This window comes from Propioniciclava sp. LT294, assembly GCF_059516005.1.
The window spans coordinates 83,915-95,967 of sequence record NZ_JCAKNG010000010.1 but is presented as its reverse complement, the minus strand read 5'-3'; the positions used below and the strand labels follow the sequence as shown (position 1 = coordinate 95,967).

The window sequence follows — 12,053 nt, the reverse complement described above, 5'->3', positions numbered from 1 at the left end:
CAGGAACGGGCTCACCCACCCGATCCTACCGGCCCCTTTAGTGCCCCAAACCCACGAACCAAAACTCTCCGACTAGCAGTGATATCGCCCGGAACCCCAGCAATCAGCTCAAGGTGTGCAAGTCAGGCCAGAAGAAGGCCGAAGCCTACGAGGCTGGCAAGAGTTCTCATGTTTTGTGACCTTCCTATACATGGGGGACCACCTGCTCAGCAACGCTATCGGGTCAGCCACTTTCTCGCCGTCTAACGTGAGCCTTCCTGTGATCGCCGAGGGAAAAGAGCCTCGGGCCTAGAGGTCGAACCAGCAGGAATTGGGATTGAGTAAGTCTGGCCCATGATCCGGTGCGTCGTCACTTTCCTTGCCGTCAGCCGTTGCCGTGGCGTACCAACTCATCCCAGAACCGAGAGGGGATAGCTCCACCAGTGGAAAGACTACGGACACCGTGCTGCCGTCCGCCACGACGACGCCGTGCAAGTTCTTGTTCTGCCTGTTCACCTGAGTTGGACCTCTTTAGTGACCCGCGCGGGCGAGCATTTCGGCGATGTCGTCGGGGATCATGGGTTCGGCTTGTAGGTGTTGGCCGGCCAGAGTGATGGTGACGTGTTGCAGGGGGCGTAGTGCCCGGACGATCCTCTTGATGCTCCAGCCGGTGCGGGCTTGCAGGTCGCGGGCGATCGCGAGGGCGGTGAACACGATGGTGAGGTGGGCCTCGATCGAGTCGCGCAGGTGGTGGTAGATCGGCCGGGCAGCCAGGTCGCTCTTGCTCATCCGGAAGGACTGCTCGACCTGCCACAGGTCGTGGTAGCTGCTGATGACCTCGGCCGCCGGCATGGTGCTGGCGGTGATGTTGGTGACGTAGCCCTTCAACCCGACCAGGTCGGTGGCGCGTTGTAGCGATGCTTCGTCCAGGCTGGCGGTCTGGCCGGTGGTCTTCACGAACCGGGCCTTCTTCGCCGGCCGTACTCCGTCCACGATCGCCATCGCCCGGTCGCGTTGTGCCGCGAGGGTCTTGCGGTCCCGGGCAGCCCGCTTGTGGGAGTACTGCCAGACGGCGCGCCACGCGGCCGGATGCGTTTCGGGTGTCCAGACGGGTTCGGCGCGGGTTTTCAACTGGTCGGGATCAGTCTTCTGTCGGCGCAGGGTGATGGTGTCGATGACCTGGCCATCAGCGAAGGCGTTGCCGTGCCAGTGGAAGTACTTGCCCAGGTCGTGCGGGGCGCGGGTGACGCGGGAGCCGACGATGAACCGCAGGCCGGCCTCGTCGATGGCTTCCAGGTTCGCAGTGGACAACATGCCCGCATCCGCGACGACGACCATGTCGGCCACCTGGTGCCGGTCCTGGAACGCCTTGACCACCGGGATGATCGTGTGGGTTTCGGCCTTGTTCCCCTCAAAGCAGGCGATCTCCAGCGGGAACCCGGTGCGGTCCACGAGCAAGCCCACCACGATCTGCGGATCGACCCGGCGTTCCTTGCTGAACCCCACCTTGCGGAGGTCGTCCTCGGTGTCGGTCTCGAAGTACAGCGTGGTCACGTCGTACATGAGCAGGGACACGTCCCCACCCCGGTCGGTCCACACGTGCTCGAAGCACGCGTGGGCGACCTTGCTGCGGTACTCCTTGTCAGCACACCGTTTCAAGCAACGCTTCACCGTGGACAGGTGCACCGCAGCGACGCCGAGGTCGGCCACCACGCGCAGACTGTCCACCTTCGAGGTCGGCTCCACCAGCCTGGCCAACACCAACTGGAAGAACGCCTCATCCTCGACCACGTCGAACCCGAGCCGACGCCAGGAGGCCCGCACCACGTCCACGAGCAGTTTCGACTGCTTGCCCTCGATCACCGCCGCCCCGGCCTGCACGCCGCCCTTGGTCGGTAGGTCCAGCAGGGGTTGGTTCGCGTGGAGCTTCTCCTGCCCCACCTGCAACAAGGCCGCCAACTGGGCCTCATCGTGCGCCGAGCCCAAGTGCTCCAGGATCGTGCGGACCCCGTGCTTCTTCTCCACGATCTGCACAGCCGTCGCACCCGAAGCGGTCTTCACCTTCCGCAGGAACGGGCTCACCCGCACGATCTTACCGCCTGGTTAGTGCCCCAAACGGGCCAACCAACCTTCGCTGACTACGACCGATAATCACTAGGACCCCCGAAATCGCCACCAGAGGTCCAACTCAGGACGACGACGCCGTGCAAGTTCTTGTTCTGCCTGTTCAGGAAGACGAAATGGCTGGACTTCTTCCCGTTGGCGAACTTGACTCCCGATCGTCCAGCCTTGGTCCCGTCGCTGGACGCCGCAGCCAGATACAGGCCAATGTCCCCTGAGGGCAGCGCATCTGCCAGTGTCCAAGTGGCGTGGAGCACGTTCGTAGAAGTTCTGGGCTCGACTGCGAGGAGGTCTGCTGTGCCCTCCGCGTCGCCCTTCGCGTCGGCAACCTTGTCCGCCGTTTCGGGACGTGCTGGCGGGCTCGCGGTCCTGGTGGCCGACGTCGCCGGCGAAGCGACCGCCGGGGTCGAGCTTGTAGGGGAGGCCCCGGCTGAGCAACCCCCAAGGCTGAATCCCAACATGACCAGCGCTGCCAGGTATTTCGTTTTCAACTGCCCATCCGCTTGCGGGCGGCCACGCTGCCGAGCCCTCTGGTAGAAGTATGCCCTCGGGGCACGCCGTGCCCCCTCTTACTGCGGGGCCGGGGGCCTTGTGGCCATCTGGCCTCGGGGCTCTAAAGAGTGGCGACGATTATGACCACCGCCAGCAAGACGAACGCCGGCAGGGCCAGCCACTTGAGGATCCGTTGGTTGATCCGCCAGCGGTAAGCCGCCTGGGTCAGCGTCAGGCTGTCTCGCGGAGCCCTCCAGGCCGCCCGCTTGTCCTCCGGTGTCGCCTGGGCGGCCAGTTCCTTCCTCTCCGCTTTGCTGTAGCCCGTGAAGTTGTGCCGTGGCTCCAGGGAGGCGCCGCCCGGCGGCGCTCCCGGCGACGGGGTGGCAGCCCGGCTGGACTTAGAGTTGCTGGACGTGTGGTGGATGCCCGTCCCGGGGATGCCTACTGTCTTCGTGGTCCGCCCGGTCGTGGACTTGGTGATCCGCGCCCCCTTGACGCCCACGCTGGCGCTCACCCCGGTCTTACTGAACGTCACGCGGCCCGGCCCGATCTTGATGCTCTTGCGGAAGTTCAATCCCATGCCAACCCCTCCAAGCGTGTCTCGTATAAACACACTAGCCCGCTTCAGGCGCTCGTGGTCCGGCTACTCCCGCGGCCTGCAGGTCACGCCCGTGGCGTGGATCGGGCAGTAGCCGTCCGGAACCTTGAACAGGTACTGCTGGTGGTACGGCTCCGCGAAGTAGAAGGGAGTCGGCTCGCTGACGACCTCGGTGGTGATGTCGCCGTAGCCGGCCTCCTTGAAGGCCGAGTTGTAGCGCTGCACCGCCGCTTCGGCAGCCTCCGCCTGTTCGGGGGAGGTGGCGAAGATCACGGAGCGATACTGGGTGCCGATGTCGTTGCCCTGCCGCATGCCTTGGGTCGGGTCGTGGTTCTCGAAGAAGATGCGCAGCAGTTCGTCATAGGTGATGCGCTGGGGATCGAAGGTGACCCGAACGGTCTCCGTGTGACCGGTGCGACCCGAGCAGGCCTCCTCGTAGGTCGGATTCGGTGAGAAGCCGCCCATGTAGCCGACCGCGGTGTTCGTGACCCCCGGGGTCGTCCAGTAGAGCTTCTCCGCGCCCCAGAAGCAGCCGAGGGCCAGGTAGGCGACCTCGGAGCCTGGGGGCGTGTCCTGCACGTTGATCCCGAAGATGTCGTGGACGGCTCCCCCCGGCAGGATCGGCTCCTCCCGCCCGGGCAGGGCCAACCGCGGGTCGACCAGGCGTGGTTGCATCATTCCCCAACGACCGAACATGCCCGCAAGGGTAGCTCGCACTACGCTGACCCCCATGACTGCTGCCTTCGCTCCCGGCTTCTACACCACCAAGGCGGACGCCGCATCCGTCTCCGGCGACTGGCGCCTCGGCGGTTGGGCGCCGAAGGTCCTGCAGCTGCCCGAGGACCTGGGGCGCGACCCGCGGCGGACCGTCCTCACCGAACTCGGGCTCGCCCTCGGGCTGGGCGACATCGTCACGCCCGCTGCGCTGGCGTCGCGCCTGGAGGGGGTCGCGCCGCAGACCGTGCTGGTGTGGGCACGTGGCACCGATTTCGCCGACCTCGAGCCCGGCGTGTGGAAGTCGCTGGCCGACGTCCTGGAGGAGCGTGCCAAGAACTTGCCGGCCTTCGCCGTGGTGCTGGCGGGGCGTGACAAGAAGTCCAAGGAGCGCGACCGCTGACCTGAGGCTCTGGGTAGGCTGTCCAGCGAATCGGCGATCGACAGGGAGACCCATGGCCAAGGCAGGAAAGCAGAGCAACGCGGCAGCGCAGGCGTCCGCGCGGGCGCGGCTCGCGGCGGAGCGTGAGAAGGCCGCGGCGACTGCTCGCCGCAACCGGATGTTCGGCATCGCCGCCGGCGCCGCGGCGCTCCTGTTGCTGGTCGTCGGCGTCATCATCGCGGTCGGGATGAATCGCCCGCAGGCCGCGGGTGGCTCGGACTCCTACGTCGCCGAGTTGAAGGACGTCCCCGCCGCGTCGCTGGACGCCGTCGGGCCCGGCTCGCTGACGATCTCCCCGGCCACCCCGATCCCGGGCGGCCAGGTGCAGATGGTGGACGGCAAGCCCCGCCTGCTCTACATCGGCGCGGAGTACTGCTCCTACTGCGGGTTCACCCGTTGGCCGCTGACGATCGCCCTGGAGCGGTTCGGCGACTTCGAGGGCCTCAAGGCCGCCACAACCCCGGCGGGCGGCGCGCTGGGCAGCATCCCGACCGTCTCCTACGTCGACTCGACCTACACGAGCGACTACCTGGTCTTCAAGGGCTACGAGATGAAGAACGCCCAGGGGCAGGATCTCGAGAAGCTCTCCCCCGAGGACGAGAGGATCGCCCAGGAGCACGGCATGACCGGTTACCCGTGGCTCTACTGGGGCACGCACACGAGCGGGACGCCCTTCCTGCAGCCGTTCACTCAGGGGGGCTACCTCCCCGGCAAGACCGGTGACTCCGTCGCTGCGAAGCTCGCCGACACCAACTCGCCGGAGGCGCAGGGGATCCTGGGTGCCGCGAACGTCACCACCGCGCAGATCTGTGCGCTGACCAACGACCAGCCCGGCGACGTGTGCACCTCGCCCGGTGTGGTCGCGGCCAAGAGGGTTCTGGGATGACCGACACGGAGGTGGCCGGAGCGCAGCGCGTCCGTCCAGCGGAGCCGAGCCCGATCTGGATCAAGATGCTCTGGCTCGCCGCCCTCGCCGTCTCCGCGTACCTGACCTACGACCACTACGCGGCGGACTCCGTCCTCGCGTGTGCCGAGGGTTCGTTCGTCAACTGCGCGTCAGTCACGAGCAGCCAGTGGGCCTACCTCTTCGGCGTCCCGGTTGCGCTGCTGGGCCTGCTCTACTCCGTCGGCGGGGTCGCGTTCGCGTTCCTCGGTCGTCGGCTGGGGCTGCCCCGCGGACGGTTGGTCGGGATGCTCTACACGGGCGTGGGGTTGCTGTTCGTCCTGTACCTGGTCTGGGCCGAATTCGTCATGATCGGGCAGATCTGCACGTGGTGCACGGTGGTCCACGTGATCACGGCGGTGCTGTTCATCTTCTACCTCACGACGTGGATGGTGGGTTCCCCGGACGAGGCCTAGAGTGCAGGGCCTCCGCCGCGCTACTATCTACGCATGAATGCAGATAGTGAGGCGGAACTCCCGGGCGAGGACGAGGTCGACCTTGCCGTCGGCGTGTTCCGCATGCTGGCCGACCCCACTCGGGTCCGGCTGCTGTGGGCGCTCACCAGGCGGGAGCTCACCGTGGGAGAGCTGGCCGTTCTGGTCGGGAAGCCTGCCCCGTCCGTCTCGCAGCACCTCGCCAAGCTGCGCATGGAGCGCTTGGTGCTGACGCGTCGGGAGGGCGTCCAGATCCACTACCGGGTCGCCAACGAGCACATCGCCCGACTGGTCATCGACGCCGTGCACAACGCCGAGCACGCGTTGCACCCCGACCCTGCCCATCACCAGCCGTCCGTCCAGGCCAGGGGGGCACTCGCGTGAGCGCCACCCATGACCACGGCGCCGCCCACGCCGCAGGTGGCCCCGACCGGCACCAGCGCCACGACCACGACCATGACCACGGGCACGACCATGACCACGGGCACGACCATGACCACGGGCATGGCCATGACCACGGCCAGGGGGTCTGGGCCAGGATCAAGCACGCGCTGATCCCGCACGCGCACGACTCGGTCGATGTGATCCAGACGGCGGAGGAGTCCACCCGGGACGGCATCCGCACCGCATGGATCGGCCTCGCGGGCATGATGGCGACGGCCGTCCTGCAGATCGTCATCGTCTGGCTGTCCGGTTCCATCGCCCTGTTGGCCGACACGATCCACAACCTCGGCCATGCCGCCACGACCATCCCCCTGATCATGGCCTTCCGGATCGGACGGCGGAAGCCCACCCAGCGTTACCCGTACGGTTATCGCCGCGCGGAGGACCTCGTCGGTCTCTTCATCACCGCCGTCATCGTCGCCTCGATCGTCCTGATCGTCGTCGAGTCGATCGATGCGCTGTTGAACCCGCGTCCGCTGACCAACCTCGGCTGGGTGTTCGCGGCCGGCATCATCGGGTTCCTGGGCAACGAGATCGTCGCCGAGTACCGGATCCGGACTGGCCGGCGCATCGGCTCCGCGGCCCTCATCGCCGAGGGGCAGCACGCGCGCGCCGACGGGTTCACCTCGCTGGCCGTGATCGCGGGCGTGATCGGTGTCTGGCTCGGCTTCCCCGGTGCGGACGCCGTGGCTGGGCTCCTGATCGCGGTCGCCATCGCGGGAATCCTGGTCAACTCGTTGATCATCATCGTCCGTCGCCTCATGGACGGCGTCGAGCCGGAGGTCCTCGACCGCATGACCGGGGCCGCGGCCGGGGTCGAGGGTGTCACGGAGGTCGGTCAGGTGCGCGCACGCTGGGTGGGCCACCGGATGGAGGGCGATGCCACGGTCCATGCCGATGCGGCGCTCCCACTCGCCGAGGTGGACGTCCTGGCCCAAGCGGTGGAAGGTGCCATCCGTGACCGGGTCCGCAACCTCGATCGGGTCCAGGTGCAGGTGCGGGCCACCGCCTCGTGACCGGTACGCCGCGAGTGAAGAGGTAACCCTTCCGTCGATGCGGGGCCCGAGGGCGTCCGATGCGAGGATTCCGGCGTGGACGTCCCTCTGCTCGTGCGCGCCTTCGGTGCCCTGTTCGCGGTCATGAACCCGTTCGTCGTGTTGCCGACCTTCCTCGCGCTCACCCACGGCATGGACCACGCACACCAGCGGCGCACCGTGGTGAGGGTCGTGCTGTACAGCCTGGTGATGGCCGCGGTGGTCATGGTGAGCGGGACGGCCATCCTCACGTTCTTCGGCATCTCCGTGGACCACTTCCGGGTCGCCGGCGGCATCGTCCTGGCCATGATCGGCCTCACGATGTTGAACGGCGGCAGCACTGCCCACGAGGGGACACCCCAGGAGAAGGCGCGACTCCGCGCCCGCGCGGCGCACCCGGGTGCAGTGGGGGACGACCCCGTTCCCGGACGCGGTGCGCCCCACGGCGGAGCCACCCCGGTCGACCCGGCTGCGGAGGCGGCCTCCGACGTGTCGTTCTACCCCCTGACGTTCCCCATGCTGCTCGGCCCGGGCACCATCACCTCGATCATCGTCTTCACGGGTCAGGCGCAGGACATCCAAGGACGCCTGTCGGTCGTGCTGGCCGCGGTGTCCGTTCTGGCGTTGCTGCTCCTGGTGCTGTGGTTCGCGCCGGCCATCGGGTCGCGGATGTCGCACACCCTGCGTGTCATCATGACCCGCCTGATGGGCATGATCATCGCGTCCATCGCGGTCGCGATGGTCATCGAGGGCCTGTTGTCGCTGCTGCCGGCGCTGCGCGGGTGAGCCTCAGGCCGGGGGCAGGGCCCGCGCCGCGGCCGCGACGGCGTCCCACACCTGCGGGCTGCGGGCTGCCAGGAGCTTCTGCGGCGAGGTCGAATCGGTGACATACGGCGTCCCGTCGAGGAACCGCACGACGCCGCCCAGCTCCTCCAGCACCAGGATGCCGGGCCAGTGGTCCCAGGGGTGCCGGCCGTTGTGGATCAGGTAGTCGCGCTGCCCGAGCGCGATCGCCGGGTAATCGCCGGTGCAACTGCCTGTCATCGGCCCGGGCTCGGCCAGGCCGGGGCCACGCAAGTGGGCGTACTCGCCCGTGACGCCGCCGACGAGCAGGCTGCGCGCGGGGGTCGGCGGGGGCAACCGCCCCCCGTCCACCCTGACGCCGGCGCCGCGCTCGGCCACCAGCATCTGCCGGACGACGGCGCGCCAGATCCACGATCGGACGGGGTCTCCGTCGACCAGTTCGGTCAGGAGCATGCCGAACTCGTCCCTGCCGGCGACGAAGTTGCCGGTGCCGTCCACCGGGTCGACGAGCCACACGTGCCCGACGTCGATCCGATGCAGCAGGGAGGGATCGGCGGCGACGGCTTCCTCGCCGATGATCGTCGCCGCCGGGAACGCGGCGGCCAGCGCGTCCGTCAGCACCTCCTCGGCCAGCCGGTCGGCGACCGTGACGAGGTCGCCCGGTGACTTCTCGGCCACGTCCTCGGCCCCCAGGCGACGGAACCGTGGAATAACCACCTCGTCGCAGGTGTTCACCAAGAGGCGGGAAATCTCGTCAGAAGCGAGCACGCGGGCAGTCTGCCACGCGCGCGGAAGAGACAACAGAAGAACAAGGGGGCGGGAGATCGATGGGTGGTCGCACCATCAAGCTGGCCGTGGTGGGCGTGGGCAACTGCGCGAGTTCGTTGATCCAGGGCATCGAGTACTACAAGGACGCCGCGGACGACGCCTTCATCCCGGGGCTCATGCACGCCAACTTCGGGGGCTACCACGTCCGCGACATCGAGATCGTCGCGGCGTTCGACGTCAACAGCGCCAAGGTCGGCCGTGACGTGGCCGAGGCGATCTACGCGGAGCCCAACAACACCACGGTGTTCGCCCAGGTGCCTCACACCGGTGTCCTGGTGCAGCGTGGCCCGGTGCTGGACGGTGTCAACAAGTACACCGCCGACGTCGTGCCGGTCGACGAGGCCGACCAGCCCATCGACGTGGTCGCCGCGCTCAAGGAGTCCGGAGCCGAGATCGTGGTGAACTACCTGCCCGTCGGCTCGCAGGAGGCGACCGAGTTCTACGCGAACGCCGCCATCGAGGCGGGCTGCGGCTTCGTCAACGCCATCCCGGTCTTCATCGCCTCGAACCCGGAGTGGGCGCAGAAGTTCGCGGACGCGGGCCTGCCCGTCGTCGGCGACGACATCAAGGCGCAGGTCGGCGCGACCATCGTGCACCGGACGCTCACGAACCTGTTCCTCGACCGAGGCATGCAGATCAAGCACACTTACCAGCTGAACACCGGTGGCAACACCGACTTCCTCAACATGCTGGAGCGTGATCGCCTGGCCGACAAGAAGACCTCCAAGACCGAGGCCGTCACGTCGATGATCGAGGCGCGCGGCCAGCGGATCGACCCGTACGACATCCATGTCGGGCCGTCCGACTACGTGCCGTGGCAGAAGGACAACAAGGTCTGCTTCCTGCGCATCGAGTCGACGCACTTCGGGGACGTGCCGATGAACCTGGAGCTCCGGCTCTCGGTGGAGGACTCGCCGAACTCGGCCGGCGTCGCCATCGACTCGATCCGCTGCTGCAAGCTGGCGTTGGACGCCGGCCTGTCCGGCGCGATCGTCGAACCGGCCGCCTACTTCAGCAAGCACCCGCCGGTGCAGATCGAGGACCGCGAGGCCCGTGACCTGGTCGAGAAGTTCATCGAGACCTACGGGCACGGCGCGGCCTGACGGTCCGTTCACCCGTTCCCGGCGCGTCCGCGCCCCGCCAGGGATGGCAGGGGGCGCGGACGTCCCATCTGTGCGGGGACGGGCCACCGCCGCGGGAATACCCCGGATACTCCCGGAGTTGAGTCTGGTGAACTCAACTTCCAGATTGAGTCTGCTAGGCTCAACCGCGAAGTCCCTTAGACCTACGGAGGAACCATCATGGCCCGCGCAGTCGGTATCGACCTCGGCACCACCAACTCTGTCGTCGCCGTCCTCGAGGGCGGCGAGCCCACCGTCATCCCCAACGCCGAGGGCGCCCGCACGACGCCGTCGGTCGTCGCCTTCGCCAAGAACGGCGAGGTCCTCGTCGGCGAGGTCGCCAAGCGTCAGGCCGTGACCAACGTCGACCGCACGATCCGTTCCGTCAAGCGCCACATGGGCACGAACTGGAGCGTCGACATCGACTCCAAGAAGTACACGCCGCAGGAGATCTCGGCGCGTGTGCTCCAGAAGCTGAAGCGCGACGCCGAGGCCTACCTCGGTGAGTCCGTGACCAACGCGGTCATTACCGTTCCGGCCTACTTCGGTGACGCCGAGCGTCAGGCCACCAAGGAGGCCGGCGAGATCGCGGGCCTGACCGTCGACCGCATCATCAACGAGCCGACCGCCGCCGCGCTGGCCTACGGCCTCGACAAGGGTGACGTCGAGCAGACCATCCTCGTCTTCGACCTCGGTGGCGGCACGTTCGACGTGTCCCTGATGGAGATCGCCGACGGCGTCTTCGAGGTGAAGGCCACCAAGGGCGACAACCGCCTCGGCGGCGACGACTGGGACCAGCGCATCGTCGACTGGCTGGCCAAGCAGTTCAAGAACGCGCACGGCATCGACCTGTCCAAGGACCGGATGGCCACCCAGCGCCTCCAGGAGGCCGCTGAGCGCGCCAAGATCGAGCTGAGCTCCGCGCAGGAGACCCACATCAACCTGCCCTACATCACGGCCGGCGCCGAGGGTCCCCTCCACCTGGACGAGAAGCTCACCCGCGCCGAGTTCCAGCGCCTGACCCAGGACCTGCTGGACCGCTGCCGCGCCCCGTTCAACAACGTCATCAAGGACGCCAACACCACCATCGGCAAGATCGACCACGTCATCCTGGTCGGCGGCTCCACCCGCATGCCGGCCGTCGTCGACCTGGTCAAGGAGCTGACCGGCGGCAAGGAGCCCCACAAGGGCGTCAACCCGGACGAGGTCGTCGCGCTCGGCGCCTCGCTGCAGGCCGGCGTCCTGAAGGGTGAGGTGAAGGACGTCCTGCTGCTCGACGTGACCCCGCTGTCGCTGGGCATCGAGACCAAGGGCGGCGTGATGACGCGCATCATCGAGCGCAACACCACGATCCCGACCAAGCGCTCCGAGGTCTTCACCACCGCCGAGGACAACCAGCCCTCCGTGATGATCCAGGTGTACCAGGGTGAGCGTGACTTCGCCCGCGACAACAAGTCGCTCGGCAACTTCGAGCTGACCGGCCTGATGCCCGCCCCGCGCGGCGTGCCGCAGATCGAGGTCACGTTCGACATCGACGCCAACGGCATCGTTCACGTCAACGCCAAGGACATGGCCACCTCCAAGGAGCAGTCCATGACCGTCACCGGCGGCTCGGCCCTCGGCAAGGAGGACATCGACCGCATGATGAAGGACGCCGAGGCCCATGCCGAGGAGGACAAGAAGCGTCGCGAGTCCGTCGAGATGCGCAACGAGGCGGACGCCCTGGCGTTCCGCACCGAGAAGCTCCTCAAGGACAACGAGGAGACCATCGGTGCCGACGTCAAGGCTCCGGTGAGCGAGGCCCTCGACAGGCTGAAGGAGGCCCTGAAGGGCGCCGACAACGACGACGAGGTCAGGGACGCGATGAACGACCTCAACGAGAAGGCCTCCGCCATGGGCCAGGCCATGTACGCCGCCGCGCAGGCCCAGCAGGGCTCCGGCGACGACCAGGCCTACACCACCGAGGATGCCCCTCAGGGCGGGTCCGCCGGTGACGACGATGTCGTCGACGCCGAGATCGTCGACGACGAGACCGACAACAAGTGACGTGATGGGTCGGCTGGGTAGGCTCCTTCCGCGAGTTCGGTGAACCTCTCTCC

Annotated in this window: 12 protein-coding genes; 8 read left to right on the top strand and 4 right to left on the bottom strand. The window is 67.5% G+C overall.

The genetic code is table 11. The features are described 5' to 3' along the window. Positions 1-510: 510 nt before the first annotated feature. The 3 genes from AC5YDA_RS12480 to msrA form a co-directional block, all read right to left on the bottom strand. Positions 511-2,061 (bottom strand): IS1634 family transposase, encoded by a 1,551-nt coding sequence (locus tag AC5YDA_RS12480; protein ID WP_496193040.1) that lies wholly within the window; start codon positions 2,059-2,061, stop codon positions 511-513. Positions 2,062-2,713: 652 nt separating this feature from the next. Further along, positions 2,714-3,172, bottom strand: coding sequence for a DUF4236 domain-containing protein (locus AC5YDA_RS12475; RefSeq protein ID WP_496189287.1), 459 nt, complete (start codon positions 3,170-3,172; stop codon positions 2,714-2,716). A 63-nt stretch (positions 3,173-3,235) separates the two neighbouring features. After that, positions 3,236-3,886, bottom strand: coding sequence for a peptide-methionine (S)-S-oxide reductase MsrA (gene msrA, locus AC5YDA_RS12470; protein WP_496193039.1), 651 nt, complete (start codon positions 3,884-3,886; stop codon positions 3,236-3,238). A gap of 34 nt (positions 3,887-3,920) precedes the next feature. Here msrA and AC5YDA_RS12465 point away from each other — a divergent pair, with 34 nt between their 5' ends. The 6 genes from AC5YDA_RS12465 (at position 3,921) to AC5YDA_RS12440 (ending at position 7,987) form a co-directional block, all read left to right on the top strand. Next, positions 3,921-4,307 (top strand): hypothetical protein, encoded by a 387-nt coding sequence (locus AC5YDA_RS12465; RefSeq protein ID WP_496189289.1) that lies wholly within the window; start codon positions 3,921-3,923, stop codon positions 4,305-4,307. A gap of 52 nt (positions 4,308-4,359) precedes the next feature. Next, on the top strand, positions 4,360-5,232 hold the full coding sequence (locus tag AC5YDA_RS12460; RefSeq protein WP_496189290.1) for a DUF929 family protein: 873 nt from the start codon (positions 4,360-4,362) through the stop codon (positions 5,230-5,232). After that, positions 5,229-5,705 carry a vitamin K epoxide reductase family protein gene (locus AC5YDA_RS12455; protein WP_496189291.1) on the top strand — a complete coding sequence of 159 codons (477 nt, stop codon included), beginning with the start codon at positions 5,229-5,231 and terminating at the stop codon, positions 5,703-5,705. Before AC5YDA_RS12460 ends, AC5YDA_RS12455 begins: the two co-directional genes overlap by 4 nt. Positions 5,706-5,738: 33 nt before the next feature. After that, the gene (locus AC5YDA_RS12450) at positions 5,739-6,107 is read left to right on the top strand and encodes an ArsR/SmtB family transcription factor (RefSeq protein ID WP_496189292.1); all 369 of its coding nucleotides are present in this window, start codon (positions 5,739-5,741) and stop codon (positions 6,105-6,107) included. Further along, complete coding sequence (locus tag AC5YDA_RS12445) at positions 6,104-7,183, top strand: cation diffusion facilitator family transporter (protein ID WP_496189293.1); 1,080 nt, start codon at positions 6,104-6,106, stop codon at positions 7,181-7,183. The genes AC5YDA_RS12450 and AC5YDA_RS12445 overlap by 4 nt, the downstream gene beginning before the upstream one ends. Positions 7,184-7,258: 75 nt before the next feature. After that, positions 7,259-7,987 (top strand): MarC family protein, encoded by a 729-nt coding sequence (locus AC5YDA_RS12440; RefSeq protein WP_496189294.1) that lies wholly within the window; start codon positions 7,259-7,261, stop codon positions 7,985-7,987. Positions 7,988-7,990: 3 nt separating this feature from the next. Here AC5YDA_RS12440 and AC5YDA_RS12435 read toward each other — a convergent pair whose 3' ends face one another. Further along, positions 7,991-8,773: an inositol monophosphatase family protein gene (locus tag AC5YDA_RS12435; protein WP_496189295.1), complete on the bottom strand. Its 783-nt coding sequence runs from the start codon at positions 8,771-8,773 to the stop codon at positions 7,991-7,993. Positions 8,774-8,832: 59 nt separating this feature from the next. On the opposite strand from AC5YDA_RS12435, the gene AC5YDA_RS12430 reads away from it, so the two are divergent. Together AC5YDA_RS12430 and dnaK are read left to right on the top strand one after the other, a co-directional pair. Then, positions 8,833-9,936 (top strand): inositol-3-phosphate synthase, encoded by a 1,104-nt coding sequence (locus tag AC5YDA_RS12430; protein WP_496189296.1) that lies wholly within the window; start codon positions 8,833-8,835, stop codon positions 9,934-9,936. 198 nt (positions 9,937-10,134) lie between these two features. Beyond that, entirely contained in the window at positions 10,135-12,000 is a 1,866-nt protein-coding gene (gene dnaK / locus AC5YDA_RS12425; RefSeq protein ID WP_496189297.1) for a molecular chaperone DnaK, read from the top strand. The last annotated feature ends 53 nt before the right edge of the window (positions 12,001-12,053 follow it).